Annotated in this window: 27 protein-coding genes; 15 read left to right on the top strand and 12 right to left on the bottom strand. The window is 68.1% G+C overall.

Features of this window, described 5'->3' with window-relative positions:
* Nucleotides 1–91 precede the first annotated feature (91 nt).
* From IBX18_RS35970 to IBX18_RS35955, 4 genes are all read right to left on the bottom strand, one after another.
* Nucleotides 92–481, bottom strand: a complete 390-nt coding sequence (locus IBX18_RS35970; RefSeq protein ID WP_373889253.1) for a DUF3817 domain-containing protein — start codon at nucleotides 479–481, stop codon at nucleotides 92–94.
* On the bottom strand, nucleotides 478–927 hold the full coding sequence (locus IBX18_RS35965) for a transcriptional regulator (protein WP_194837907.1): 450 nt from the start codon (nucleotides 925–927) through the stop codon (nucleotides 478–480). The genes IBX18_RS35970 and IBX18_RS35965 overlap by 4 nt, the downstream gene beginning before the upstream one ends.
* A gap of 204 nt (nucleotides 928–1,131) precedes the next feature.
* Nucleotides 1,132–2,007, bottom strand: coding sequence for an oxidoreductase (locus IBX18_RS35960; protein WP_194837906.1), 876 nt, complete (start codon nucleotides 2,005–2,007; stop codon nucleotides 1,132–1,134).
* 205 nt (nucleotides 2,008–2,212) lie between these two features.
* Nucleotides 2,213–3,619, bottom strand: a complete 1,407-nt coding sequence (locus IBX18_RS35955; protein WP_194837905.1) for a lipase family protein — start codon at nucleotides 3,617–3,619, stop codon at nucleotides 2,213–2,215.
* Nucleotides 3,620–3,822: 203 nt separating this feature from the next.
* On the opposite strand from IBX18_RS35955, the gene IBX18_RS35950 reads away from it, so the two are divergent.
* Nucleotides 3,823–4,461 (top strand): TetR/AcrR family transcriptional regulator, encoded by a 639-nt coding sequence (locus IBX18_RS35950; protein WP_228542337.1) that lies wholly within the window; start codon nucleotides 3,823–3,825, stop codon nucleotides 4,459–4,461.
* On the opposite strand, the gene IBX18_RS35945 is transcribed toward IBX18_RS35950, so the two are convergent.
* Complete coding sequence (locus IBX18_RS35945; protein ID WP_194837903.1) at nucleotides 4,446–5,081, bottom strand: TetR/AcrR family transcriptional regulator; 636 nt, start codon at nucleotides 5,079–5,081, stop codon at nucleotides 4,446–4,448. The two genes, IBX18_RS35950 and IBX18_RS35945, sit on opposite strands and share 16 nt — an antisense overlap.
* A gap of 100 nt (nucleotides 5,082–5,181) precedes the next feature.
* Here IBX18_RS35945 and IBX18_RS35940 point away from each other — a divergent pair, with 100 nt between their 5' ends.
* The 8 genes from IBX18_RS35940 to IBX18_RS35905 all read left to right on the top strand — a co-directional run bounded on the left by IBX18_RS35940 (nucleotide 5,182) and on the right by IBX18_RS35905 (nucleotide 14,082).
* Nucleotides 5,182–5,457 (top strand): hypothetical protein, encoded by a 276-nt coding sequence (locus tag IBX18_RS35940; RefSeq protein WP_194837902.1) that lies wholly within the window; start codon nucleotides 5,182–5,184, stop codon nucleotides 5,455–5,457.
* Nucleotides 5,458–5,537: 80 nt separating this feature from the next.
* Nucleotides 5,538–6,491: a sigma-70 family RNA polymerase sigma factor gene (locus tag IBX18_RS35935; RefSeq protein ID WP_194837901.1), complete on the top strand. Its 954-nt coding sequence runs from the start codon at nucleotides 5,538–5,540 to the stop codon at nucleotides 6,489–6,491.
* 78 nt (nucleotides 6,492–6,569) lie between these two features.
* A complete protein-coding gene (locus IBX18_RS35930; protein ID WP_194837900.1) occupies nucleotides 6,570–8,603 on the top strand; it encodes an MDR family MFS transporter in 2,034 nt (677 codons plus the stop codon).
* Between the two features lie 82 nt (nucleotides 8,604–8,685).
* Nucleotides 8,686–9,345 carry a PadR family transcriptional regulator gene (locus tag IBX18_RS35925; RefSeq protein ID WP_194837899.1) on the top strand — a complete coding sequence of 220 codons (660 nt, stop codon included), beginning with the start codon at nucleotides 8,686–8,688 and terminating at the stop codon, nucleotides 9,343–9,345.
* 183 nt (nucleotides 9,346–9,528) lie between these two features.
* Nucleotides 9,529–10,731, top strand: a complete 1,203-nt coding sequence (locus tag IBX18_RS35920; RefSeq protein WP_194837898.1) for an FAD-dependent monooxygenase — start codon at nucleotides 9,529–9,531, stop codon at nucleotides 10,729–10,731.
* Between the two features lie 73 nt (nucleotides 10,732–10,804).
* Nucleotides 10,805–11,572, top strand: coding sequence for an ABC transporter ATP-binding protein (locus IBX18_RS35915; RefSeq protein ID WP_107654500.1), 768 nt, complete (start codon nucleotides 10,805–10,807; stop codon nucleotides 11,570–11,572).
* On the top strand, nucleotides 11,557–13,122 hold the full coding sequence (locus IBX18_RS35910; RefSeq protein ID WP_194837897.1) for a hypothetical protein: 1,566 nt from the start codon (nucleotides 11,557–11,559) through the stop codon (nucleotides 13,120–13,122). Before IBX18_RS35915 ends, IBX18_RS35910 begins: the two co-directional genes overlap by 16 nt.
* 36 nt (nucleotides 13,123–13,158) lie before the next feature.
* The gene (locus IBX18_RS35905) at nucleotides 13,159–14,082 is read left to right on the top strand and encodes a LysR family transcriptional regulator (protein ID WP_194837896.1); all 924 of its coding nucleotides are present in this window, start codon (nucleotides 13,159–13,161) and stop codon (nucleotides 14,080–14,082) included.
* Between the two features lie 57 nt (nucleotides 14,083–14,139).
* Here the strand turns inward: IBX18_RS35905 and IBX18_RS35900 are convergent, their stop codons facing one another.
* The gene (locus IBX18_RS35900) at nucleotides 14,140–14,952 is read right to left on the bottom strand and encodes a helix-turn-helix domain-containing protein (protein WP_194837895.1); all 813 of its coding nucleotides are present in this window, start codon (nucleotides 14,950–14,952) and stop codon (nucleotides 14,140–14,142) included.
* 128 nt (nucleotides 14,953–15,080) lie between these two features.
* Here IBX18_RS35900 and IBX18_RS35895 point away from each other — a divergent pair, with 128 nt between their 5' ends.
* Together IBX18_RS35895 and IBX18_RS35890 are read left to right on the top strand one after the other, a co-directional pair.
* The gene (locus IBX18_RS35895) at nucleotides 15,081–15,527 is read left to right on the top strand and encodes a hypothetical protein (RefSeq protein WP_194837894.1); all 447 of its coding nucleotides are present in this window, start codon (nucleotides 15,081–15,083) and stop codon (nucleotides 15,525–15,527) included.
* Complete coding sequence (locus tag IBX18_RS35890) at nucleotides 15,524–16,543, top strand: NAD(P)-dependent alcohol dehydrogenase (RefSeq protein ID WP_194837893.1); 1,020 nt, start codon at nucleotides 15,524–15,526, stop codon at nucleotides 16,541–16,543. Before IBX18_RS35895 ends, IBX18_RS35890 begins: the two co-directional genes overlap by 4 nt.
* 9 nt (nucleotides 16,544–16,552) lie before the next feature.
* Here IBX18_RS35890 and IBX18_RS35885 read toward each other — a convergent pair whose 3' ends face one another.
* Nucleotides 16,553–17,275, bottom strand: a complete 723-nt coding sequence (locus tag IBX18_RS35885) for an HNH endonuclease family protein (RefSeq protein WP_194837892.1) — start codon at nucleotides 17,273–17,275, stop codon at nucleotides 16,553–16,555.
* 469 nt (nucleotides 17,276–17,744) lie between these two features.
* A complete protein-coding gene (locus tag IBX18_RS35880) occupies nucleotides 17,745–18,674 on the bottom strand; it encodes a TetR/AcrR family transcriptional regulator C-terminal domain-containing protein (protein ID WP_194837891.1) in 930 nt (309 codons plus the stop codon).
* 117 nt (nucleotides 18,675–18,791) lie between these two features.
* Here IBX18_RS35880 and IBX18_RS35875 point away from each other — a divergent pair, with 117 nt between their 5' ends.
* Nucleotides 18,792–19,931 (top strand): FAD-dependent monooxygenase, encoded by a 1,140-nt coding sequence (locus IBX18_RS35875; RefSeq protein ID WP_194837890.1) that lies wholly within the window; start codon nucleotides 18,792–18,794, stop codon nucleotides 19,929–19,931.
* 4 nt (nucleotides 19,932–19,935) lie between these two features.
* Here the strand turns inward: IBX18_RS35875 and IBX18_RS35870 are convergent, their stop codons facing one another.
* Complete coding sequence (locus IBX18_RS35870; protein WP_194837889.1) at nucleotides 19,936–21,084, bottom strand: TDT family transporter; 1,149 nt, start codon at nucleotides 21,082–21,084, stop codon at nucleotides 19,936–19,938.
* 70 nt (nucleotides 21,085–21,154) lie between these two features.
* On the opposite strand from IBX18_RS35870, the gene IBX18_RS35865 reads away from it, so the two are divergent.
* Nucleotides 21,155–22,066 (top strand): LysR family transcriptional regulator, encoded by a 912-nt coding sequence (locus IBX18_RS35865; protein ID WP_194837888.1) that lies wholly within the window; start codon nucleotides 21,155–21,157, stop codon nucleotides 22,064–22,066.
* Between the two features lie 3 nt (nucleotides 22,067–22,069).
* On the opposite strand, the gene IBX18_RS35860 is transcribed toward IBX18_RS35865, so the two are convergent.
* Nucleotides 22,070–22,738 (bottom strand): phosphate uptake regulator PhoU, encoded by a 669-nt coding sequence (locus IBX18_RS35860; protein ID WP_306796555.1) that lies wholly within the window; start codon nucleotides 22,736–22,738, stop codon nucleotides 22,070–22,072.
* Nucleotides 22,739–22,879: 141 nt separating this feature from the next.
* On the opposite strand from IBX18_RS35860, the gene IBX18_RS35855 reads away from it, so the two are divergent.
* Nucleotides 22,880–23,683, top strand: a complete 804-nt coding sequence (locus IBX18_RS35855) for a transglutaminase family protein (RefSeq protein ID WP_194837886.1) — start codon at nucleotides 22,880–22,882, stop codon at nucleotides 23,681–23,683.
* A gap of 6 nt (nucleotides 23,684–23,689) precedes the next feature.
* Here the strand turns inward: IBX18_RS35855 and IBX18_RS35850 are convergent, their stop codons facing one another.
* Nucleotides 23,690–24,850, bottom strand: a complete 1,161-nt coding sequence (locus tag IBX18_RS35850; RefSeq protein ID WP_194837885.1) for a VCBS repeat-containing protein — start codon at nucleotides 24,848–24,850, stop codon at nucleotides 23,690–23,692.
* A gap of 193 nt (nucleotides 24,851–25,043) precedes the next feature.
* Here IBX18_RS35850 and IBX18_RS35845 point away from each other — a divergent pair, with 193 nt between their 5' ends.
* Nucleotides 25,044–25,439, top strand: coding sequence for a nitroreductase/quinone reductase family protein (locus IBX18_RS35845; protein WP_194837884.1), 396 nt, complete (start codon nucleotides 25,044–25,046; stop codon nucleotides 25,437–25,439).
* Between the two features lie 7 nt (nucleotides 25,440–25,446).
* Here the strand turns inward: IBX18_RS35845 and IBX18_RS35840 are convergent, their stop codons facing one another.
* Entirely contained in the window at nucleotides 25,447–26,571 is a 1,125-nt protein-coding gene (locus tag IBX18_RS35840) for a DUF4189 domain-containing protein (RefSeq protein WP_194837883.1), read from the bottom strand.
* Between the last annotated feature and the right edge of the window lie 14 nt (nucleotides 26,572–26,585).

Genomic DNA, 26,585 nt, shown 5'->3' with positions numbered 1-26,585 from the left:
TGAGGTGAGCCGCACAACTTTTGATTTCCCGCATACGGAATCGCATGCAATTCCGTATGCGGGAAATCAAAAAGTGTGCGGCGGTCGCGTGCTAGATGCCGAACTCTTCCTTGACCTTCTTCGCGTTGACGTGCTCGACGACGAAGGACAGCAGCGGGATGGTGCCTGCGAGGAGGGTGCCGACGGTGCGCAGGACGGGCCAGCGCACCTTGACCGCGAGGTCGGCGGTGACCAGCAGGTAGACGAAGTACACCCAGCCGTGCACGACGGCGATCCAGCTCGGGGTGTGCACGTCGAAGCCGTACTTGGCGATCATCTCGCCGGTGAGCAGCAGCAGCCAGAGGCCGGTGATCCAGGCCAGGGTGCGGTACCGCAGCAGCGCGGATTTGATCTTGGCCGTGCCGGTGCCGCCGGTGCGCGCCGGTGCCAGGGTGCGCTCGGTGGCCGCGGTGCTCTCGGTGGAATTCTCGCTGGCGGTCAACCGGCGCTCCTCTCGGTGTCGCGGGTATGCAGGCCCGCCTCGCGGACCTGATCATCGATGTCTTGGGCGTGCAGTGCGGCCAGATACCTGTTGTATTCGGCGAGCACCGGGTCGTCGTCGCGAACCGCCTTCGGCCGTTCCGGCAGCAGTCCGGCCGGAATCTCGCGCGGCGCAACCTTTTTCGGGCTGGGTGTGGTCTGGTCGCCGGGGTTCTCGCTCTCCTCGGCTTCGCGTTCCAGCCGGACGAACCGGAAGTAGGCGAACACCGCGAACGCGGCGAACAACGGCCACTGCAGCGCGTACCCCAGATTCTGGCCGGTGCCGCTGGTCGATTCGAACCGCTGCCACTGCCACCACGCCAGCGCCAGGCAGCCGAGGGCAGCGACGATCACCAGCGCGATGAGGGCCGGGCGATTGTGTGCCGAGCGGCGGGGTGAAGCGGACACGGCTACTACGGTACCCGTCTACTACGCGGTCCGTAGGAGCAGGTCGGCGGTCGGAACCCGCTGCGATCCCGGGCTGTGCGGTGCGGCACCCGGCATTGCGAACTGCCGCGGGGCACGTGAAGTCCCGGCGGCGGCACCCTCACCGCGAGGGTGGTCGCAGCACATGCGACGACCCGCCCCCAGGGAGAGCGGGTCGCGCTGCGTTCAGAACTTGTAGGTGACGCCGGTCAGTCGCTCGGATTCTTCCCAGAGCCGCTTCCAGAGTTCCTTGTTCTTGGACAACCGGCTGGACGGCGACGCCTCCACCGGCCCCTGGGTCTGGAAGAACCGGCGCGGACCCCAGTAGACCTCGGGATCGGCGTCGGGCATGGTGGCGGCGAACAGCGAGGAGTGCGCGGCCTTCTTCGGCGGGTGCCCGATGAGCGCGACGAACGGCTTGATGATCCGGTCGACCGGGGTCTCGGTCCTGGCGAACAGGTCGGTGGCCGAGACACCGGGGTGCACCGCGTAAGACCGCTTGGCCGAACCGGATTCGGCGAGCCTGCGCTGTAGTTCCCTGGCGAACATCAGGTTCGACAGTTTGGCCTGCGCGTAGGCGAGATTGCGCTGGTAGCGCCGGTTCTCGTAGTTGAGGTCGTCGACCCACAGCTTGGGGGTCTGCTTGTGCGCGATGCTGGCCAGCGTCACCACCCGGTCGCGGATGCGGTCCAGCAGCAGACCGGTCAGCGCGAAGTGGGCGAGGTGGTCGACGCCCCATTGCGTTTCGAAGCCGTCCTTGGTGCGCGAGAACGGCACGTTCATCAGGCCCGCGTTGTTGATCAGCACGTCGATTTCGCCCGATTCGTCGGCGAACTTGCGCACCGACGCCAGGTCGGACAGGTCGAGCTCGGCGACGCGGACGTCGCCGGTGATGCCGTCGGCGACCGCCTTGGCCTTGGCCGCGTTGCGGCAGGCCATGATGACGGTCGCCCCGTTGGCCGCGAGGACCTCGGTGGTCACGGCGCCCAACCCGCCGTTCGCGCCGGTGATCACGAAGGTGCGTCCGGTCTGATCCGGGATTTCAGTAGGTTTCCACGCCATGAAACAACCTTACTCTGGAGTAAGTTTCCGGGGAAGGGTTTCACCCCGGTTCGATGACGAGTGTCTCAGACGGAGGTGATACCTGTCACTCGGCCGCGTGTGGGAAACCGCCGCGAGAGATCACAGTCGCAAGCGATCACAGCAGCGCACCCGGCGGCTCGCACGGCCTTCGTCAAAGATCACACCCCGCGCACGCGAAGTTCACTCAGCGTCCGCTGCCGATTGGTTGCTGGAACACCGCCGCCAGTGTCGTGCCGACCGTGTCGCTCCACACCTGCCAGGTCGCCGGGTCGAGCATCATCGAGCCGACATCGGTGGTCGTCACCCCGGGTGCGACGGGTTTGCCGGCGAAGCGGTCGCGCAGCCACAGCAGGGCGCGCGGCGCGCCGATCGGGTCGAGCGTCAGGTGCTCGCTGAAGTGATCGCGGATGTATTCGACGCGGGCGTTGGGGTCCTGCGCGTAATAGGCGACGAGGTCGTTGACCGGGCCGACCGGAATCAGCCAGTCCGGGTTCGCCTGGAACATGAACATCGGCATGTCCGGCACCGCCTTGCCCATCTTGGTCTTGTCCAGCACCGCGGTGACCGTGGGATCGGTGAACGGATTCTTGGCCAGCATGCCGATGTTGTCGGCGAACGGGAAGAAGATGGACTGGTAGCTCGCGCAGAGCTGTTCCTTCGCCGCCATCATCAGCTTGCCGAGGCCGTTCATGTTGGCGTCGAGGAAGTTTCGCAGCTCCGGGTACTCGCGCGAGACGCCCAGCGCACCCGCGAAGATCAGTCCGGCGGAAAGATTGCCGTTGGCCATCTTCAGCGCGGCCGACAGGTCGGCGGGGATGCCGCCCTCGGCGACGCCGACGACATTCAGTTCCGGCGCGTAACTGCGCTTCAGCTCGGCGGCGTGGCCGGTGGCGATGGCGCCGCCGGAGTAGCCCATCAGGCCGACCCGGGTCGCGTTCCCGGACAACTCCATCGGATCGAAGTTGGTCGCGGCCCGGATGCCGTCCAGGGTGATCCGGCCCGCCAACGGCCCTGCGGCATAGGCGGAATCGGGTCCTTGATGATCGGGCACGACCACCGCCCAGCCCTGCGCCAGCGCCGCCTGCACCTCCAGGAACTGCGCGGCCACCAGGATCGAGCCGGTGAGTGTGGCCGGGATCGAGCCCATCTGCAGTTGATAGGACGGCATGCAGTAGTTGCCGGTGGAGTCCTCGGCGATCTGATAGGAGAACAGCGGCCGATCGGCGACGTGACCGCGCGGCTTCAGCACCGTGGCCACCGCGGCGATCGGCTCGCCGCGGGTGTTGGTCGACCGATACGACAGCTGCCAGGAATCGACGTTGACCGGGATCAGCGACAGGTTCGCCACGTGCACCTGGCGGGCCGCGATGATCTGGCCCGGCGCGAGATCGGCGTAGGTTTCCGGCGCCGGGCGATAGAAGGCCGGATCGAAGCCGGGCGGCATGGGCGGAATCGGGAACTGCAGTGCGGGCTGGACCGGCGGCGTATCCGGCTCCGCGACGGCCGGCCCGGCGAGGGCGAAGGGCAGCCCGGCCGCCAGCACGGCGAGGGCCGCGAGCAGCTTCGATGCGTGCTTGCGCGGTGTAACCACAGATCAACCTCTTTGTTGCCCGGGCGCACATGTGAGCCCAATCGGTTTCAGACTGTTGTCGAGTATGCATCGCCATGACGTGAATCACAAACATTTGTTGTCGAGACGTGCCTCGCAGCAGGGGTTCGTACCGCCGGCAGCCGGAGCGAATGCGCAGGTACGCATGGGTCGTGCCCCCGCTCGGATACGGTGGGTGCGTGACCATGGTTGGCAGGCAGTACGGCGGACGCGCCGTCACGGAGCGCAAGGCCGAACGCCGCGAGCGCTTCCTCGACGCGGCGACCCGGATCTTCGCCGAACGCGGCTACGCGAACTGCTCGCTGGCCGACGTCTGCGCCGCCGCGTCGCTGTCCAAGCGGCAGTTCTACGAGGAGTTCCAGACCAGGGAAGACGTGCTGGTCGCCGCCTACGACCGGATCCAGGACGAGGCGGCCGCCGTGCTGCTCGCGGCGCTGACCGACCTCGACCCGCGCTTCGACATGACCGCGGCGATGACCGCGATGGTCTCGGCCTATCTGGGGTCGATCGGCGCCGACCCGTATCGCGCCAAGGTCGCCTTCATCGAGGTGGTCGGGGTCAGCGACCGGATGGAGCGGCACCGGCGCGAACGGCGGCACGCGTGGGCGCAACTGCTGGATACCAAATTGGTGCCCACGGTGGCGCCCGGCGCGCGGATTCGCGGCGGAAGTGCCTGGGGCGCAAGCGCATTGATCGGCGCGATCAACGGCCTGGCGCATGAATGGGTGCTGGCTGACCCGCGTCCCTCGGTGGGGGAGCTGGTGGAACTGCTGGTGCCGATCGCGCTGTCGCTACTGGAAGTTCCGGATCAACGCACGGCGTAGGTGGCCAGCGACGGGGCCAGTGCGTCGAACGCGATGGTGATGTATTCGGTGAGGGCTGCGGCGATTTCGTCGTTCGACTGGCCGTCGAGGGTGCGGCGCATGGTCTCGTCGAACAGCACCCGGTGCACCCCGCCCAGTTGAGCCGCCGCCACCCGCGGCGTGATATCCGTTGCCGCCGCGCCGGTTTCGGCGGCGAGCGTCGCGGCTAGGGCCCGCTCGCGTTCGTCGTGGAATTCGCGCAGTCGTGCCGTCAGTGCGGGACTGTCGTCGATCATCTTGGCGAACTCCGGTCCGGAGAAGCCGACCACCGGATCCTGTTCAGCCGCTGCCGTCAGGTAGGCGCCGCGCAGCGCCGCTAACGCGGATTCGCCGGGTTGGCGCTCGCGAACAGTGCGCGCGAGCTGGTCGATGAACACGTCCGCCAGGTCGAGGGCCAGGTCCTCTTTGCGCGGGAAGTAGTTGGTCACCGTCATCTTGGCGACCTGTGCGGCGGCCGCGACGTCGGCGATCGTCACCTTGTCGAAGCCGTGCTCGAGGAACAGCATGGTCGCGTGATGGGAGATGTTCTCCCTGGTCTGCAGCTTTTTTCGGTCCCGGAGGCCCAACGTCTCGGTGCTCATGGCACCACCATAGCTGATACCGACCAAAATTTATGCTTGACATATTTTTAGGTCTGTTCTAAGTTTGTGCTCGTCGTCAGAACGAAGGAGCAGCACCTCGATGAACCACGGACTTGTCGAAGCAACCCCGGCCCGCACCAGCTCCACCACCGACCGAAAGGGACCAGCCACCATGGCCGACAAGACCACCGCACAGACCGCGATCGACGCCGTGCTCGAGCGCTTCGCACCCACCGAGGCCGCTGCCAAGCGAAAGAAGCCGCACACCAACGCTTTCCCCGGCACGCAGCGACTCGACCGAAAGGTCCTCTCGCCCAACCGGACCGCCTTCCGGGCGGCCCCGCAGCGCCCGCTGCGCATCCCCGGTCGCGGCTGACCAGCCGAGCACTGCCCCTGCCGGTCGTCGGCGCAGCACCGCGCCGACGACCGGTTCGCTCCCTTCGGAAGGACTCACCCGTGACCAAGCTCTGCACCGCCCGCCCGACTCGCGTGTCCGGCACCGTCAGCGAAGACCCGGTCAACGACTACCTGCGGCTCATCGCGCGCACCCCGCTGCTCACCGCGACCGAAGAGGTCGAGCTCGCCCAGCGCATCGAGGCGGGGGTGCTGGCCGGCCAACGGCTCGCCGACGAGGGCGAACTCGACCCCGCGGAACGCCGCGAACTGCGCCGTCGCGTCACCGACGGTGAGCGCGCCAAGGACCACATGGTCGAGGCCAACCTGCGCCTGGTCGTCTCGATCGCCAAGCGCTATCCGACGCCCGTCGGCATGTCGCTGCTGGACCTGGTGCAGGAGGGCACCGTCGGCATGATGCGCGCGGTGGAGAAGTTCGATCACCACCGCGGGCTGAAGTTCTCCACCTACGCCACCTGGTGGATCAAGCAGGGCGTCGGCCGCGCGCTGGCCGATCAGGGCCGCACTATTCGGATCCCGGTTCACGTCGTCGAGGTGCTGAATCGGGTGGTCCGCACTCAGCGGGCGCTCACTCAGCAACTCGGCCGCGCTGTCAGCCCGGCCGAACTGGCCGTCGAGCTCGACATGACGCCGGAGAAGGTGCGCGAGGTGCTCGACCATGCGCGCGAACCCATTTCGCTGCACACGCCGGTCGGCGAGGACGACACCGCCGAGCTGGGTCAGCTCATCGCCGACACCGCACCGGACCCGTCCGCCGCGGCGCTGGCCTCGGCGGTGCGCGGCCAGCTCGATCAGGTCCTTGCCGCCCTGACCGAGCGCGAAGCCGAGGTGATCGCCCTGCGCTACGGCCTGCACGGCGCCGAGCCGAAGACGCTCGACGAGATCGGCAAGACCTACGGAGTGTCGCGCGAACGCGCCCGTCAGATCGAGGCCAAAGGCATGGCCAAACTGCGGCAACCGGCGCGGGCCAAGGTGCTCGAAGGCCTGCTCGGCTGAGCCCGGCCGCCGCCGCTGCTCGAGTCGCTGCCGTGTCGCTGGACGGACAGGACGGCGGATCAAGACCATACTGAGTCGATGACCGGTGCAGTCGCTGTCGCCGAGAAAGCCCCCGAGCCGATGAGCCGGGCGAAGACCAACATTGTGTTCGCCACGATTGTGCTGGGCATGTTGCTGGCCGCGCTCGATCAGACGATCGTGTCCACCGCGCTGCCGACGATCGTCGCCGACCTCGGCGAGGCGGGGCACATGGCCTGGGTGGTCACGGCCTACCTGCTCGCCGAGGCGGTGGCGACCGCGCTGGCGGGCAAGCTCGGCGATCTGTTCGGCCGCAAGCTGGTCTTCCAGGTCAGCGCGTTGATCTTCATCATCGGCTCGATGATCGCCGGCCTGGCCAACGGGATGATGATGCTGATCATCGCCCGCGGCATCCAGGGCTTCGGTGGCGGCGGTCTGATGGTCACGGCGATGGCGCTCATCGCCGATACCATCCCGCTGCGCCAGCGCGGCAAGTATCAGGGCGCGCTCGGTGCCGTTTTCGGTGTCACCACGGTGATCGGGCCGACGCTCGGCGGCCTGTTCACCGACCACGCGAGCTGGCGTTGGTGCTTCTACGTCAACGTGCCGATCGCGATCATCATGATCGTGATGTCGGCCCGCACCATTCCCCGGGTGCGCGCGGTCATCAAGCCGATCATCGACTACGCGGGCATCGGACTTGTCGCCGTGGCGGTTTCGACGCTCATCCTCGGGCTCGAATGGGGTGGGCAGGAGTACCCGTGGGGCTCGTCGATGATCCTCGGACTGTTCGCGGCCTCGGTGGTGCTGTTCGCGGCGTTCGTGGTGATCGAACTGCGGGCGAAGGAACCCATGCTGCCGATGGGGCTGTTCCGCAGCCGGGTGTTCACGGTGTGCTCGATCCTGAGCTTCATCTGCGGCTTCGCGATGCTCGGCTCGATCACCTATCTGCCCGCGTATCTGCAGTACGTGGACGGGGTTTCGGCCACCATGTCCGGCGTGCGCTCGCTACCGCTGGTGGTGGGTCTGCTGGTCACCTCGATCCTGTCCGGTCAGGTGGTCGGCAAGACCGGCCACTACCGGTACTTCCCGATCGTCGGCACGCTGGTGATGGCGCTCGGCCTGTACCTGATGTCGACCATGGGCCGCGACACCGGCTTCTGGGAAGAATCGCTGTACATGATGGTGCTCGGGCTGGGCATCGGCCTGACCATGCAGGTGCTCACCATCGTCGTGCAGAACACCGTGCCCTACGCGCAACTCGGCACCGCAACCTCCGGCGTCACCTTCTTCCGCACCCTCGGAAGTACCTTCGGCACTGCGATTTTCGGCACCCTGTACAGCAACGAGATCGGCCCGAACCTGCGTGAGGGGCTGGCGCAGGCGAAGGTGGTGCCGCCGGAGGTCGCGGCGAATCCGCAGTCGCTGCAGGCGGTGCCCGACGACGTGGCGGCGCCCATCATCGACGCCTACGCGAAGACCATCGACCACGTCTTCGTCTGGGTGGTTCCGGTGGCGTTGGTCGGCTTTGTGGTGGCCTGGTTCCTCAAAGAAGTGCCGCTGCGTGACAGTGCCAGGACCGGTGCGGGCGATGTCGGCGGCGGCTTCTCGGTGCCCGACTCGGCGGACCGGGTGGTGCAGCTGGAGCGGGCGATCGCGGGAACCCTGCGCAAATCACACGCCGAGGGGCCGATCGGGCCGCGCATCCTCGCCGACGCGGGCAGCACGCTGAGCCGCGGCGAGGCCTGGGCGCTCGGCCAGGTCTACCTGCGCGACCGCGTGAAGGGCGGGGCCACGATCGACTCGGTCGCGCGGGCGCACAAGCTGCCCGACGATGTGCTCGAGCCGATCTATCGCCGGGTGGCCGCCAAGGGATACCTCATCGATGACGGCCGGGAACTGCGGCTGACCGACCAGGGCCAGGCCGAGCTGGACCGGGTGAAGGCCGCGTGGCGCCGGTGGCTCGACAGCACGCTCGACGACTGGAGCAACGACGATCCGGCCGATCGCGCACTGTTCGACCAGGCCCTGGACAACGTCGCCGCCAAGCTGCTCGAGGAAGAGACCGGCGAGCACGAGCCCGCCCGCGCCTGAAAACACCCGCGTCGCGATCGCGCTACCGCCTTGCGCCGCGAATACTCGTGCACGTATATTCGTAGACGAGTAAGGAGGTGCGATGGCCAAGAAGCGCAAGGTGAACAACCTGCTGGCGCTTGCGGTGCTCTCCGTGATGATCGATCGGCCCAAGCACCGCTACGAGATCGCCCAGACGCTGCGCGACCGCGGCAAAGACCAGGACATGGACATCAAGTGGGGTTCGCTCTACACCGTCGTGCAGAACTTGGCGAAGGTCGGTTTCCTGGAGATCGTCGGCAGCGAGCGCGACGGTGCCCGGCCGGAGCGGGTGATCTACCGGATCACCGACGCGGGCCGCGCCGAACTCACCGACTGGACCAGAGAATTGCTCGCCGAGCCGGAACCGGAACAGAACCGGTTCGTCGCGGGGCTTTCCGTGCTCGCGGTGCTGCCTCCCGACGAGGTCGTCGAGTTGCTCGGCCGGCGCATCGAGGCGCTCGACCAGCTCTTCGACTCGGGGCGCCGGGAACTTGACCAAGCCATGGCAGGCAAACTGCCTCGCCTGTTCGTCATCGAATCCGAATACGGGCTCGCCATGCTGAAAGCCGAAGCCGCCTGGGCGCGTTCGCTGCGCGACGAACTCGTCGACGGCACGTTCCCCGAGGTGGACTGGTGGCGGCAGGTGCACGCCGAGGACATCCCGGTGGCGGAAGTCATCGCGTCCATAGAAAGGGGGCTGACCGAACAGGAATCGTCCTGACCACGAGACCAGGCCCGGCGGGGTGCGGCAACACCGCCGCCGAGCCCGATTGAACAGTCTCGAACCGCGCCCGCGTACGCGCACCCGGCTACAAGGCTGGCAACCACAGGATAACTGGGTGCGTTGTGCACGGGTCGGTTCGGGGATTCGAAAAATCCGCAGTACCCGAACCTGGAGACACCCATGTCTGAAACTCGAACCGCACTGGTCATCGGCGGCGGCATCGCCGGACCGGTCGCCGCGACCGCCCTGCTGAAGGCGGGCATCGACGCCCGCGTCTACGAGGCCTATCCCGGACCGTCCGACAACATCGGCAGCGGGCTCGCGCTCGCACCCAATGGCATTGCCGCCCTGGACATCATCGGCGCGGGTGACGCCGTGCGCGACATCGCCGTGCCGGTGCCGAAGATGGGCCTGTCCGTCAACGACAAGGACATGCACATGCCCGGCCTGTCCGGCCTGCCGCCACTGCAACTGGTCGATCGCGGCGAACTGCACCAGACGCTGCACGATCACGCGGTCGCCGCCGGCGTGCCCTTCGAATACAACAAGCGCCTGGTCGATGTCGCCGAGACGGAGTCGGGCATCACCGCCCGGTTCACCGACGGCAGCACGGCCACCGCCGACGTACTGATCGGGGCCGACGGCATCCGATCCACGGTGCGCGGCTTGATCGACCCGCAGGCGCCGGGGCCGGAGTACCTCGGCATGCTCGGCTTCGGTGCGCTGGTCGACTACGACGGCGAGATCCCGGACGACACCATGACCTTCGCGTTCGGCAAGCAGGCCTACTACCTGTACGGGCCGGGCGGCGACGGCCGGGTGATGTGGGGCGCGAACCTGCCGCACAAGGAGTACCTGTCGCTCACCGCGGCCCGGGCGATCCCGAAATCGCACTGGCTCGACATCCTGCGCGAGACCTACGCCGAGGACACCCCCGGCGGCGAACTGGCCAGGCGCACCACCGAGGAGCAGCTGGAAGTCATCGGCGCACTGCACATCATGCCGCCGGTGCCGCACTGGTTCCGCGGCCGGATGGTGCTGGTGGGCGACGCGGTGCACGCGCCGTCCAACAGCTCGGGCCAGGGTGCGTCGCTGGCCATCGAGAGCGCCGTCCAGATCGCTCGCTGTCTGCGTGACCTGCCGGTGCCCGCGGCGTTCGCCACCTATGAGCAGCTGCGCCGCGGCCGGGTGGAGGCCGTCGCGGCCCGAGCGGCGAAGGCCAACCACAGCAAGACCCTCGGTCCGGTCGGACGCAAGATGATGCAGCTGCTCGCTCCGCTGTTCATCAAGATGATGAACCCGGAGAAGACCATGGGGCCCGAGCAGCGCTACCGGATCGACTGGGATGCGCCCGCACAAAAGGAATTGGCCGTAGCGGTTTGATTCGCCCGAACCGGGCGGGCTGGTGGTCCGTACTCTGTGGAGCACATCAAGTCGAGCGCACTCCGGGGGAACGATGCAACCTGACCACCAGCCTGCCCTGCACCTGACGGGCCTGTGCAAACGCTTCGGCGGTCCATGGGTCGTCGACAACGTGAGCCTGGCGGTCCCGCCGGGCTCCTTCTTCGGGTTGGTCGGCCCCAACGGGGCGGGCAAGACGACGACCCTGTCGATGGCCTGCGGACTGCTGCGGCCCGACAGCGGTCGCGCCGAGATCTTCGGCGCCGACGTGTGGGCCGATCCGGTGCGCGCGAAAACCCTGGCGGGCGTGCTGCCGGACGGGCTCGCGCTGCCGGAGCGGCTCACCGGACGGGAATTGCTCACCTACACCGGGCTTTTGCGCGGCATGCCGGAGCGCACGGTGGCCGAGCGCGCCGACGAACTGCTCGCGGTGTTCGAATTGACCGGGGCCGAAGGCACTTTGGTGGTCGACTACTCGGCGGGCATGCGCAAGAAGATCGGTCTCGCGACCGCGCTGCTGCACGCGCCGAAGCTGCTGGTGCTCGACGAGCCGTTCGAGGCGGTGGATCCGGTGTCGGCGAGCACGATTCGCACCATCCTGCAGCGCTTCGTCGCCGCGGGCGGCGCGGTGGTGCTGTCGAGTCACGTGATGGCGCTGGTGGAGAACCTGTGCGATCAGGTCGCGGTGATCACCGGCGGCCGGGTGGTCGCGGCGGGCACGCTGGAGCAGGTGCGCGGCGGAACCACGTTGGAGGAGGCGTTCGTTCGCCTCGTCGGTGGCCGTGTCGGCGGCGAGGACGGACTGTCGTGGCTGGCGTCCTGATCCGGATGCGGCTGCTGCTCACCCGGCGGGCGCTGACCAACGGCTGGCAAGGCTTCACCTTCGTGACCGGCATCCTGGCCGGTGCTGTCGTCGCGATCGGCACGGCCGCGGTGATCGGTTTCGCGGCGCGCGACGGCGATGTGGCCCACGGAACAACCATCGCGGCAACGCTTTTCGGGATATGGACGCTCGGCTGGCTGTGCGGTCCGGTGCTGATCGGCAGCAGCGACGAGACCGTGCAGCCGGAGCATCTGCGGCTGCTGCCGATCAGCCATCGCGGGCTGGCCGCCGGGCTGCTCGCCGCGGCGTTCGCCGGGCCCGCGCCGGTGATCAACCTGATCGCGTTCAGCGGGTTGATCGTGCTTGCGGCGCAATGGGGTTGGGCGGCAACGTTTGTCGCGGTTATCGGTGTGCTGCTGCACCTGGTATTCGTGGTGCTGCTGTCGCGGGTGGTGTTGGCCTGGGTCGGCGCGGCCATGCGGTCGCGGCGCGGCAAAGATCTCGGTGTCCTGCTGGCCGGGCTGGTCGGCCTCGCCTACTACCCGTTGAGCTGGCTGCTGGGGCACGTGAGCGAGCTGCGGGACGTGCCGTCCGGTGTCGCGACGGCGCTGCGCTGGTCACCGTCCGGTTGGGCGCCTGCCGCCGTAGCAGCTGCGGCACAGGGGGATTGGCTGATCGCGCTGCTCGCGCTCGGCGCGCTGGCCGCGGCGTCGCTCGGGTTGTGGCAAGCGTGGTCGGTGCTGCTGGCCCGGCGCCTGGCCGCGCCGATGAACTCGGTGGCAGGCGGCAGCGGGGGCGGTCTGCTCGGCCGGGTGCGACAGGGCGGACCGGTCGGCGCCGTGCTGGTCAAGGAGCTGCGCGCCTGGTGGCGGGACAGCCGCCGCCGGGCCACGCTGCTGCCGGTGCTGGTGGTCGGCATCCTGATGCCGGTGTTCCCGGCCGTGCAGGGTGGTAGCGCGGGTGGCGTGCCGTTCGCGGGTGTCACCGCGGCTTTGTTCGCCGTGCTGGCCGCCGCCAATCTCTACGGTTACGACGGCACCGCTCTGTGGCAAACCCTCGTCACACCCGGGGCGGCTCGCGCGGATGTGCGTGGTCGCTTATTGGCCTTGCTGCTGGTGGTCGGGGTGCCCACGCTGCCGCTCAGCTTGATCCTGCCGGGGGCGCTCGGCCGGTGGGAGATGTACCCGTGGGTGCTCTCGCTGTATGCCGTCGCGCTGGGTGTCGGGGTCTGCTCGGCGCTGGTGCTGTCGGTCATCGCGCCGTATCCGTTGCCGCCGCGCACCGGTAATCCGTTCTCCGGTTCGGGTAATCCGGGGTGCGCGAAGATGCTGATCCAGTTCGTCATGATCCTCGGGCAGATGTTCTCGGTGCTGCCGGTGGTGGCCATCCTGCTGGTCGGTCGCGCGACCGAGCTGAAGGCGGTCGAATGGCTGGCGGTCCCGGTCGGCCTCGGGCTCGGCATCGCGGCAGCCCTGCTCGGTGCCCGCATCGCTGAGCGGCGGCTGGCCACGGGTGGGCCGGAGCTGCTCGCCGCCGTTCGCCCGAAGTGACGCATGGCAACATCGGCGAGGCAATAGACTGGTCCGGTGAGCGATAGGGATTCCGATGGCAGTTTGGATCTGAATCAGTTGCGCACATTTCTGGCCGTGCACCGGGCGGGGTCGATCACCGCGGGGGCCCGGCTGGTCGGGTTGTCGCAGCCCACGGTGACCGCGCAACTACAGGCGCTGGAGAAGCGGCTGGAGCAGCGCCTGTTCGAGCGGCTGCCGCGCGGCGTCGCGCCGACGGCGGCCGCCGCGGAGTTGGCGGCGCGGATCGCCGAACCGTTGGACGCGTTGAACGCGGTCGCCGGACGGAATGTCGCGGCGGAGTTCGCAGCGCAGCCACCGGTCCGGTTGGCCGGGCCTGCGGAAATGCTTGCGGTGCAGGTGCTTCCGGCGTTGGCGCCGCTGGTGGCGGAGGGTGTCCGGCTGACCGTGACGGCCGGGCTCTCGGAAGATCTGCTGGCCGGGCTGCGCGCCGGTCACCACGACATCGTGGTGTCGACCGTGCGTCCCCGGGGCCGGACGGTGGTCGCCGAGGCGTTGTCGGATGAAGAATTCGTCCTGGTCGCCGCGCCCGCGGTCGCCGAACGGATCGACCTCGTGCAACTGCGCGCCGAGGGTCCGGTCGTGTTGTCCACGGTCCCGCTCGTCAGCTACGCCGCCGATCTGCCGATCCTGCGCCGGTACTGGCGGCACGTCTTCGGCATCCGGCTGGCCGGTGAAGCCGCGGTCATCGTCTCGGATCTGCGCGCGGTTGCTGCTGCGGTCGCCGCGGGCGCGGGGATCAGCGTGCTTCCTCGTTATCTGTGTGCGGCCCAACTGGATTCGGGCACACTGGTCACCCTGCTCGACCCGCCGGACCCGCCGATCAACACCGGCTTCCTGGTCCGCCGCCCCGGCCCCGGCACCCGTCCGCACGTCGACCTCGTGCACGCCCACCTGCGCGCCGCCGCCCGCACCTGGTAGCCGCACACCTGCTGATTTCCCGCACCTGGAATCGCATGCGATTCGGTATGCGGGAAATCAAAAAGTGTGCGGCTGCGTCGGTTTGCGGGCCGCGCGGGTGCGGAGGATGTCGGCGGTCTGTGCGTCGGCGGGGAGGAACGCCTCCAGGTGTAGTTCGGCGAGGGTGATGTCGGTGGCCGTGGCGAACGAGGTGAGGGTGGTGATCAGTCGCAGCTCCCCGGCGTCGCTGCGCAGCCGCAGCGGTACCGCGAAACCCAGATGGTCCGGGCCCGGTTCGGCCTGCGGCAGATAGCCTTCCAGCTCCTCGATCAATTCGCCGAGGGCCGCGTCGGGGCTGCGGGACACCTGGCCGCGCAGCGCCTCGATGACGTGCCTGCCCCACTCGGGCAGGTTCTCCACGCGCTTGGCCAGCCCGTCCGGATGTAAAGCGAGGCGCAGCACATTGATCGGCGGCTCCAGCAGTTCGGGGGCGGCGCCCTCGGTGAGCACCTCGAAGGCCGCGTTGGCGGCGAGCAGGATGCCGCGCGGGCGCACCACCAGCGCGGGGTAGGGCTGGTGGCCGTCCAGAATGGTCTTCAGTGCCTCGCGCACCGGACCCAATTCCGGTGTGTCCAGGTCGGATTCGGGGAACGCAGGCGCGTATCCCGCGGCGAGCAGCAGGCTGTTGCGTTCCCGCAGCGACAGTTCCAGCGACTCCGCCAGCCGCACCACCATGGTGCGCCCCGGCCGCGATCGCCCCTGCTCCAGGAAACTCAGATGCCGCTGGGTGGTGTCCGCCCGGATCGCGAGGTCGAGCTGACTGACCCGGCGCAGGGTCCGCCAATGCTTCAGCTCGCGGGCGAATCCGGGTGCTGCTATCGCCGTTGTCATGTGCACAGTCTTATCCGAGGTGGGCTCGCTCGCGATTCCGCGGAGGGTATGAGCAGCAGCTTCTCCGTGATTCGGCTATTCCCTGCCGGGAATCGCGCGGTATCGCTGCGACGGCAAAACTCTGTGCCATGAGCAAGCAACTGAACGACAACGAACTGGCCCGCTTCGCCGAAGAGTACGCCGCGCAGTGGAACGAGTCCGACCCCGAAACTCGGCGCAAGCGGATCCGGGAACTGTGGGCACCCACCGGTGCACAGACCCTGGTCGACCCGCCGGTGGAGATGCGGGAAGAGGCTGAGCGGCTGCAATTCCCGATGCCCGCACTGGAGGTGCGCGGCCATGATGCCATGGACCGCAGGGTGACTCGGGCCTACGAGATGTTCATCGCGTCGGGGGAGTACGAGTTCGCCGTAGAGGCACCGGCGTTCCGGCTGCCCGCCGGACTCATCGGGGTGAGCTGGACCATGGTGGCCAAGGCCGACGGTGCGGTCGCCGGCGGCGGCTTCGAGGTCATCGGCCTCGACGACGAGGGCCGGATCCTGTCCGACCACCAGTACATCGAGGGCGTGCGATGAACGGCCTTGCGTATCACCTGGATCCACTGCGCGGACTCGACGGCCTGACCACGGCGGCGCAGGACCTGCCCGAGCCGGGCCCGAACCAGGTCGTGATCGAGGTGCTGGCGGCCTCGCTCAACCGACGCGATCTGATGCTGATGGACGGCGACTACCCGCTGCCCGCCACGCCGGGCATCATCCCGCTCTCCGACGGCGTCGGGAAGGTGATCGCGGTGGGCGAGAACGTGACCCGCGCCGAAGTGGGCGACCGGATCACCGCGAGCTACTTCGTGCGGTGGATCGACGGCCCGCAGCGGCTCGCCACCGTCGCCGAGCAGTACGGCGCCAACTTCCACGGCATGCTCGCCACTTACGCGGTGCTCGAGCAGGATTCGGTGGTGCACGTGCCCGAGCACCTGACCGATGTCGAGGCGGCGACGCTGACCTGCGCGGGAGTCGTTGCGTGGGCGGCACTCACGAAGCCGGTGCCGGTGTCTCCCGGCGACACCGTGCTCACGGTGGGCAGCGGAACCGTCGCGCTGTTCGCCGTGCAGCACGCCGCAATGCTGGGCGCGCGGGTCTTTTCGATAACCTCCAATCCTGTCAAGGCCGAACGGCTGCGCAAGCTCGGGGCGGACGAGGTGATCGATCGGACCGAGACACCGGACTGGGACGCGGCGGTGCAGGAACTGACCGGTGGCGACGGCGTCGAGCATGTCGTGGACACCGTCGGGCTGCCGACACTGTCGAAATCCGTTCGCTCCGGCGGATACAACGCGCAGATCACGATGATCGGTGCGATGCCGACCGCGGTGGCGGAGCCGGTCGGCGAGGTGTTCGGCTCGCAATACGTGTCGATCCGCCGCATCGCCGTCGGCAGCCGCACCGACTTCGCGGCCATGAACCGGGCGATCAGCGAACACCGCACCCGGCCGGTCATCGATCGGGTGTTCGCGCTCGACGATGCGGTGCAGGCGTACCGCTACTTCCGCGACGGCGACCCGTTCGGCAAGGTTGTCGTGCGGATGTCCTGAGCGACGCCATCAGGGGCAGGTGCTGAGTTCCCTTGTCATGGCGTCCTTCTCGGCCTGGGTGACCCAGAGCTGGTAGGCCGCTTTGACCTGGATCTGCCTGGTCAGGTAGGCGCAGCGGTAGCCCTTGCTCGGCGGCAGCCAGCTGGCCGCGTCGGAGTCGCTCTTGGACTGGTTGGTCGGGCCGTCGACGGCCTGCAGGTTCAGCGGATCGTTGGCCAGGTCACGGCGACGCGCCTCGGAAAGCTGTTGCGCGCCTTTCTGCCAGGCGTCCGACAGCGCGATGACGTGGTCGATCTGCACGTCGTCGGAGGTCTTCGGGCCGCGGACGAACTTGATGGTCTTGCCGGTGTACGGGTCGTTCAGGGTGCCGGTGGCGACCACGCAGCGGCTGTTGTCCTTGAAGGTGATCTCGGTGAGATCCCGCTGCAGGATGTCGTTGCGGGTGTCGCACTTGTTGTGGCCACCGGGGACGGACACGTCATCGGTCCAGGCGGGGCCGAATTGTTCACGGGTGTAACCGGTTTTGGGGGCGCGGCCGGCCACCCGGATCGTCTCCAGCAGGGCGAGGGTGTCGCGGCCGGGCATGCTGGCGGGCGCGTCGGCGCAGACGGTGGAGCCGCACTGCGCGCTCGCTCTGGGGGATTCGACTCGGTTCACGTAGTAGTAGGACACTCCGATGAATGTCGCGATGGCCAGCCCGATCAGAGCGAGCCGCTGCACTGTGAACTTCATCGAGCTTCCTAACGCCAACCACCAACTATATCGGGCGCCAACGTATCCGGCGGCCGAGGTCGTGGAAGTGATTGGGGGGTATGACGTTCCGCACAGCCAAGGGGGCTGGATACAACACCACCCTCGAGTCGCCGTGCCGGCGCCGACTCGAGGGTGGCTGATCACGAGGGAGATCGACCGTCGCGCGGGGGTGCGAATGGGTGTCCAGTCCATGTTCCGCACCCACCGACACCGCGGGTCCGATGAGGGAGGACCCGAGCTGTCGAACCGCGCCGGGCGAGCTCGCTCGTGATGATCGTGCGTAGCTGGTTGCTACGTATTGAGACAGTAGATAGCGGGACCTGATCTTGGCAAGCCGAATGCTCTGATTCGGGATTATTCTCAGGTTCATTTCAGACTGATTGTTAGTTCTACTGGATTCGTACGGATATGACGGTCGGTTCGGGTGACCGACCTTCGCCGGCGCCGCTCAGTCGCGCGGTGCCACCGAGGCGGCGAACCCGTCCAGGAGATGCCGCAGCCCGAACTCGAAAAGCCGGTCGATGTCGAACTGAAAGTCGTTGCGCTCGTTGAGCCGCGCGAGCGTGGGAAACTGCCCGCCGGCCAGGAACTGCTCGAACTCCGGCTCGCGGACGTCCCACGGTTCGACCGGTGCGCCCGCCCGGCGTAACCCGGCTTCCAGCTCCAGGTTCACGGCGATGCCGCGGACGTAGCTGTACAGCGAGACGTGGGCGTAGATCACGGCGTCCGGACCGAGGCCGAGGTCGTCGAAGGCGCGCACCGCCCATTCGGTGTGCGCCAGCAACTTCGGCGTCGGATCCGGCTGATTCACCCAGATGGCCGCGACCACCCACGGATGCCGGTGGTACATCGCCCATTGCAGGCGGGCCAGCAGTTCCAGGCGTTCGCGCCAGCCCGCGGGCGCCGGGTCCGGGAATTCGGCTTCACCGAAGGCCGCGTCCGCCATCAGCAGCACCAGCCGATCCTTGCTGCCCACGTGGCGATACAGCGACATGGTCGGCACGCCGAGTTCGGTGGCCACTCGGCGCATCGACAGTGCGGCAAGACCTTCGGCGTCGGCGATGGCCATACCCGCGCGCACCACCAGCTCCGCGGTCAGTTCGGCATCGCGGCTGTGCTCGCGCGCGGGTGCGGCCTGCGGGGTGTCCACCACGGTGCCGACACCCGGCACCACGCGCACCACTCCTTCCTGGCGCAGCACGGCCAGCACCTTGGTCGCGGTGGCGATGGCGACGCCCCATTCCTTGGTGATCTGCCGTGCGGAGGGCACCCGGTCGCCGGCCCGCAGCACGCCGGAGGCGATCCGCTGCTGGATCTCCGCAGCGATGCGCAGGTAGGGCGGCGTGGCGTCCGCGGCGTCAGCTGTACTAGTACGCATGGCACGAATATTAGCCACTTCACCAGGCTTATCTGCACTAGTACGCTATGTACAACGTACGGACTGCCATGTACGTTGTACTTCGACAGCTCGAAGCGCAGCAGAAGTGAGAACGCCATGACGAACACGAACATCCTGATTTCTGGCGCCGGAGTCGCAGGCCCGGCGCTGGCGTACTGGCTGCGCAGGCACGGGTACACCCCGACGGTGGCGGAGCGGGCGGCGGCGCCGCGCCCCGGCGGGTACGCGGTCGACTTCCGCGGCGCGGCGATCACGGTGCTCGAGCGGATGGGGATCCTCGACGAGGTGCGCAAGAACAGCACCACCGTTCGTGACAGCAAGGTGGTGGACAGCGACGGGCGCCACGTCGTCACCATGCCGGCGGCGATCTTCGCCGGTGAACTGGAGGTGCTCAAGAGCGATCTGACCGACATCCTCTACGCACTGACCGAGGACGAGACCGAGTACCTCTTCGACAACTCGATCACCGCGCTCGACGAGGACGCCGACGGTGTGCTCGTGCGTTTCGAACGAGGCGAGCCGCGCCGCTTCGACCTGGTGGTCGGTGCGGACGGGATGTATTCGAAGGTGCGGGCTCTCGCCTTCGGCGCTCACGCGGACTACCTCCACCACCTGGGCGTCTACAACGCCATCTTCGCTACCGACAACTTCCTGAACCTCGACTACGAGGGCCGCGCCTGCCAGCTCGGCGACGGTAGGTCGGCGAATGTGTTCAGCGCCAGGGACAACACCGAGGCCCGTGCCGCGCTGTACTTCGCCGCGGAGCTGCTCGACTACGACCGGCGTGATCTCGATGCCCAGAAGCGGCTGCTCGCGGAACGTTTCGCCGGGGACGGCTGGGAGATGCCGCGCCTGCTGGAGTATCTGGCCGCGTCATCGGACCTGTACCTGACGCCGGTCAGCCAGGTCCGCATGGACACCTGGTCGAAGGGCCGGATCGTGCTGCTCGGCGACGCCTGCGCCTGCGCGTCACCGCTGTCCGGTCGCGGCACCTCACAGGCTCTGATCGGCGCTTACATCCTGGCGGGTGAACTGGCTACCGCCGCAGGTGATTACGCGGCCGCGTTCGCCAGTTACGAGAACCAGCTGCGCGACTACGTGAAGACCAACCAGGCCGGGGCTGAGGAAGTGGTCGGCATGATGTTCGCCGAACCGCCGCCGCAGGAGGTGTTCGACGCGATGGCCGCCAACCCGCCGGAGGCCGATACCGAACTCGTCACCTTGCAGAACTACTGATCGGTCAACTGGTCGCGGGGGCGGGCCGAAGCAGCGCGCCGTTCAGCGCGCCGCGAGCAGTGCGCACCGCCACCGCCGACCACGCGGCGACCAACCCGGCATACAGAATGATCGCGATGGCGGCGAAAAAGTCTGCGCCGGTGTGGGTGTAGAGGACAGTGCTCCCGGTGACACAGGTGCCGAGGGGGAAGGTGAAGCCCCACCAGGTCATGTTGAAGGTCAATTCGCCTGCACGATAGGTTTTTACGGTGACGGCGCAGGCCAGTGCCAGCCACAGCATGGCGAATCCCCAGGTGACGAGGCCGAAGATGACCGAGAAGACCAAGAGGCCCTTGGCATAGAGGTCGGGCATGGCCGCGGGGGCCACATTGGCGAGCAGACCTGCGGCGGTGACGGATTGGCCGAGCGGCCCGAGCACGATCCACAGGGTGGGCACCATGCTTGCGGCCGGGGCGCCGTGATGCACCAGCCGCGACCAGATCATGGTGATGGTGATCAGGGCGGCGATCAGGCTGAGACCGAACATCGCCACACAGAGCAGCATCATGGTCATCCGCAGCTGACCCGCGGGAGTGTGCGGGATGAGCAGGGCACCCATCGCGGCGGACACCATCGGCGGGACCACCGGCATCAGCCAGCCACCGAACGCGGCATCGGCGCCGACCCGGTGCCTGGTGAACATCCGGTAGGGGACGGCGAAGGCGGTGAGCAGGCCGAGCACGGTGCCCGCGATCCAGAGCACCCAGTCGATCGCCACCGCGGCGGGCATCCCGATCACGTCGGAACCGAGCAGCAGGGTGCCGCCGCCGACGGTCAGCAGCGCCATCGGCGGCGCGCCGAAGAACTGCGACATCACCGGGTGGTTGCGATGGTCGCGAGCGGTGTCGGGGAAGCGCACCCAGTGGGTGACCCACGCGACGCTCAAGGCCACCAGCAATGCGGCGGCCAGCGCCCACACGACAGTCGCGGCGCCGCGCAGTCCGGGGAACTGCCACGGCAGGGTGGCCGCGGCAGTGGCGACGATGCCCGTGCCCATCACCGCGGCGAACCAGTTGGGGCCGAGTTGGCGCAGCGAGCCGGACCGGTGCGGACGGTGGTCGAGCTCGCCGACCAGACGCCGAGGTGCGGGGCGGAAGGTCACGGTGGCGGTCATGTCTCCAGCGTCGCCGGATGTCGCCGGGTCAGGTAGCGGGCATGTTCCTATGTATGCATAGACTCGTTCTATGCCCCTGTCGCCGCGAGTCCCCGACCTGGCCGCGCTCGACCTGCTGCTTTCGGTCATCGAACTGGGCAGCCTCGGCCGGGCGGCGGCGGCACACGGCATCAGTCAGCCCTCCGCGTCCTCGCGCATCCGGTACCTGGAGAAGCTCGTCGGCGTGCCGGTGCTGGAGCGCACCACGCTCGGCTCCCGGGCGACCCCCGCCGGTTCGCTGATCGCGGAGTGGGCCCGCGGGGTGATCCGCGCGGCCGAGCAACTCGATGCCGGAATCGACACCTTGCGCGCCGAACGCGACTCGCACCTGCGGGTCGCGGCCAGTCAGACGATCGCCGAATACCTCTTCCCCGCCTGGCTGATGAAGCTGCGGGCCAGTGCGCCGGGCACCGCGATAGCTCTGGAGTCGGGCAACTCCGTCGAGGTCGCCGAGCAGGTCCTGGACAACAAGGCGGCGATCGGTTTCATCGAGAGCCCGCAGAGCTTCCGCGGCCTGGAGTCCCATGTCGTCGCGTACGACCGCTTGGTCGTCGTGGTCGCGCCCGCGCACCGCTGGGCCCGGCGCGGCTCGGTGGGCCGCGCCGAACTCGCCGAAACCCCATTGATCCAACGGGAATCCGGCTCCGGCACCCGAAACTGGTTCGAGCACGCGATGTCTCGGGAAATCCCCGGCTGGCGACCCGAGGTCGCGCTGGAGTTGTCCTCCACCACCGCCATCAAGACGGCGGTCGCCTCGGGCGCGGGTCCGGCCGTGCTGAGCTCCCTGGCCGTGGCAGCCGAAATCGCCGCGGGCACCCTGGTTTCGCCGAAGGTCACCGACTTGGCACTGGAGCGCACCTTGCGCGCCGTGTGGCCGACCGGACAGCGGCCGACCGGCCCGGCCCGCGACCTCTACACGATCGCCCGCGCCACCGCCCGGTAGTGCCTACGCACTGTCGGCGGGCTGGGCTGTCGGGGGAACTCCGGTGTCCAGGAAGCGAATCAGGCGATCGATGCGGGCGGTGTGGTCGACGCAGCGTTCGAGGTGGTTGGCGAGCAGGGCGATGGTGATGGCGGCGGTGGTGGTCGACTGCTCAGGGCCGGGGGCGGCGAGGGCCGAATGTAGTTGCTTGTGCAGCAGTTCCATCGCATGCAGTCCGGGATCCTGCTCGGCGGGCGGTTCTTGGTGACCGGTCGCGACGGCCTGACCGCTGAGCGCGGTGCGGGTCGCGGCGAGCGTGCCCATGGCGGCCAGGATGTCGAGGATCGGTTGCGGCGCAACATGTCCCGGATGGCTTTGATAGACCTGGTCGGCGACCCGGCTGAACAGCGCGCCGATCCGCGACAACTCGGTCGCGATCTGGATGGCGGTGACCACGTGACGCAGGTCGCGGGCGACCGGCGCCTGCAACGCGAGCAGCACCACCGTCCGCGCCTCGCACGAGCCGTACATCGTCTGTAGTCGCTCATCGAGGGCGAAAACCTCGTACGTGGCGGTGAGGTCGGCACCGACCAATGCGTCGGTCACCCGCTCGGCCGCGTCATGGGTAAGCCTGCACATCAACGTCAAATCATTGGTCAACGCGACTAGCTCGCGAGTGAACTGGGTGCGCACGGGCAAATTCTCGCCCATAACCGCGCGGCCGGTCGCATTAATCCCCACCTGGCCATGAATTGACGGTGCAGATGATGCCAACTCGCCGTTATCTAGTCGAGAATAGGCAGGGCACTTGACCGCGACGGACAGGATTGTGGTGTGAAGCGCGATGTCTCAGCTCAGCTCGAGGTGGCGATCACCGCGCCGACCACCCTCGAATTCCAGATCGCCGTCGCCCGCCAGCCGAACCTGGATCTGACCGAGTCGCTGGTGTTCGAACTGGACGGCTGGGCCATCACGCCCTGGGAAATACTCGGTCCGCACGGCACCCGGATCCACAAATTCTCGGTCGGCCCGGGCATTGTGCGGGCGCACTACCGCGCGACCGTGCTCGGCCACGCGACACCGGAGACCACCACCGACTACGACCGCGCGCTGTACCTGCGGCCGAGCCGGTTCGCCGAGTCGGACAAGCTGCTCGGCTTCGCCGCCACCGAATTCGGTTCCGGCACACCGGATGCCCAGCTCGCCGTGCTGGTGTCGCAGTGGGTCGGGCGCCGGATCCGCTACGTCGCGGGCAGCAGCGACCCGATCGACGGCGCGGTGGAGACGCTGCTGTCCGGAGCGGGCGTGTGCCGCGACTTCGCGCATCTGGTCGTGGCGCTGCTGCGCGCGGTGAAGGTGCCCGCGCGGGTGGCGTCGGTGTACGCGCCGGGCTGCGCGCCGATGGACTTCCACGCCGTCGCCGAGGCCTACATCGACGGCGCTTGGCGCGCCCTCGACGCCACCGGCCTGGCGCCGCGCTCGACCCTGGTCCGGATCGCCACCGGCCGGGACGCCTCCGATATCGCGTTCCTGGACAACCACGGCGGTGAGATGAAGGTGCGCAGCCTGCAGATCCACGCCACGGTGGACGGCCTGCTGCCCTTCGACGACAACCTCACCCCGACCGCGGTCTGCTGAGCGCGATCAGGAGATGTTCTTCAGGAACGACACCGCGTTCGCGCTACCCGCCACCACGATGTCGAGCTTGCCGTCACCGTCGAAGTCGGCAACGACCGGCGTCTGCGGCTGTGCCGTGACGCTGAAATCGCCTGTCTTGCTGATGGTTCCGCCGTTGCCGGTGAAGATCACCATCTTGGAGTTCAGCACGGCCGACATCGCGGCGTCCAGCTTCCCGTCCCGATTGAAGTCGCCGGCGGCGATGCTGGTCGGGCCGAGGCCGGAGATGTTCACCCGGTCGGTCTTCTTGAAGTCACCCTGACCGTCCGACAGCAGCAGCGTGGTGCTGAAGGAGAACGAGTCGGCGGTGATCACGTCATCGATGCCGTCGTTGTCGAAATCGCCCGCCCGCACATCCTCGGTGATCAAGCCGCTGGTGCTCGCGCCGCGCCGGGTGAAGCTGCCGTCGCCGTTGCCGGTGAACACGTGCACCTGTTGCAGCACGTCGTTGTTGATCGCGATATCGATCTTGTTGTCCGAGTTGAACTTTCCGACGGTGAACGCGGCGGCGACGCCAGGGATCAGGCTGGTCGACCCGCCTTCGAGGGTGCCGTCGCCCTTGCCGAGCCAGGTCTTCACCCCGGCGGGCACCAGGCTGAGCACATCGGCCTTGCCGTCGCCGTTGGCGTCCGCGACGATCACTTCCTGTTGTGCGCCTTCGAGTGTCAGGTACTTCTCGGCCGGCTTGAAAGTGCCGTTGCCGTTGTTCAGGAAGGTCGCGACCGTCGTCCAGGCCTGCGCGACTACGTCGGGCCTGCCGTCGCCGTTGAGGTCGCCGACACCCACCGCGCCGAAACCGTTGCCGGCGTCGCCCACCCTGGTGCCGGTGTTGAACCGGCCGTCGCCCCGGCCGGTCATCAGAATCGGCCCTGCCCCTTGGAAATCCGCCGAGACGATATCGGCCTTGCCGTCGCCGTCGAAGTCGGCGGTGACGGTGCCGATCGCGGACGGACCGGGCCCCCACGACGGAAATTGGCCACCGGAGGGCGAATCCACTTTCGGCGCGAAATTGATCGCTCCCGCGGCATGCGCGGGAGCGGGGGCGGTCAGGACCGAGCCGAGTAGGCCGAACGTCGCGGCGGCCGCGGCGAGAATCACGCCGCGCGGGCGAGGGGAGGGAGCGTACATGAATTGTCCTGGTGTGCGCAGTGATAAAGCGGGGGATCCGGACTTTATGACGTGCATCACAGTGGAACGAAGGTTATTCCGATAATTCGTCGGATTGCCCACCGCGATGGTATTCGGCTGTGGCACTGTGCCAACGGGTTCGGGCCGACGGCTTCGGTGCTCGCGGGTCGCGCCCCGGTGCTACCGTCGCCGCATGCCGAGCAAGCGCGATATTCAACATCGAGTGGTCACCACGTTGCAGCGCCGCGTCGTCAATCCGTTGCAGCGCAAGGTGCCGGCCCAGCAGCTGCTGGAAACCGTCGGCCGGGTGAGCGGACAGCCGCGCGTCACCCCGATCGGCGGCCGCAAGGTGGGGAACGAGTTCTGGCTGGTCTCCGAGTTCGGTGATCGCTCCCAGTACATCCGGAACATCAAGGCGAACAACCGAGTTCGAGTACGCCTGCACGGCCGCTGGCACACCGGCACCGCGCACCTGCTGCCCGAGGACGACGCGCGCGCCCGGCTGCGCGAGCTGCCCCGCGGTAACAGCGCGGTGGTCCAGCTGGTCGGCACCGATCTGCTCACCGTCCGCGTCGACCTGGACGACTAAGCGCGCGCTACTCTTTCGCGCACTTCGACCAGAACTGGAACGGCCCCGCGAGACCGAAGGCGTTCTGTCCCCTGCCCGCTGCCTTGTCCTGCGCTTCGGTGATGGTGCTGCCCCAGTCGGAGGCCCAGCCACCGCTGCTGCCGAAGGCGAACGCGACACAGTTGTCCTTCGACCAGACCGGCTCCTGACAGGAAGCGCCACAGGCGATTTGCGCCTGCCCGACCGCGGCGTCCTGGCTGATCGAGCTCCTGGCCCAGTGCACCTCCTCGGTCGCCTCGTTGTAGGCGGCCGCGATCCACACGTTGGTCACCTTCGGCGTGGTCGGCGGTGCCGTGCTGATCGGCGGGAGCTTGGCGCTCGTCCGGGTGGTCGGCGCGCCCGCGGTGCTGGTGGCAACGGCGAAGCTGGTGGTGTCGGCGCCGCTCGCGTCGACCCGGTCGTTCTTGGCCGAGTTCTTCAGCACCTTCAGCCCGATGACCCCGCCGATCACGAGCAGGGTGAGCAGGACCGAACCGATCACGGCGAGCACCTTGCCCCCGCCGCCGCCACCCGAGCCGGGTCCGCCGGGTCCGTACTGCGGCGGGTACCCCTGCCCGGGCGGACCGGGTGGGAAGCCGCCCTGCTGCGGCGGATACTGCTGCGGCGCTTGCTGATACATCGGTGCTTGCTGATACGGCGCTTGCTGGTATTGCGGTGCCTGCTGATATTGCGGGACCGGATACTGCGGGACCGACGGGTACGGCTGCCCTTGCGGATCGTAGGGCTGGCCCTGGTGGTACGCCGGATCCTGCTGACTCAACGGGTTCAGCAGGGTCGGATCCGCGGGCGGCACCGGTTGGTAGGCCTGGTTCGGTTGACTCAGTGGGTTCAGCATCGTCGGATCCGCGGGCGGTACCTGCTGATACCCCGGATCCGGCTGGCCGAGCGGGTTGAGCATCGTCGGGTCCGCGCGTGGATGCGGCGACTGCGCCCCGGCGTCGGAGGCGCTCGGCTGATTCAGCATGGTCGGGTCGGCGCGCGAGTAGCCAGGAGCCTGCTGTTCATCCTTCGCTGCGCTCTGCTCACCGGGTGGACCGGGCTGCGCGTGTGGATCGTAAGGCTGCCCGGGGTAGGGGCCGGGTGGGTTTGACATGCGTCCCCGCTGCT

The sequence above is a fragment of the Nocardia sp. XZ_19_369 genome (genome assembly GCF_015355715.1).
GTDB lineage: Bacteria > Actinomycetota > Actinomycetes > Mycobacteriales > Mycobacteriaceae > Nocardia.
Note: the sequence above shows the minus strand (reverse complement) of the source record. Positions and strands in the feature narration are given on the sequence as shown.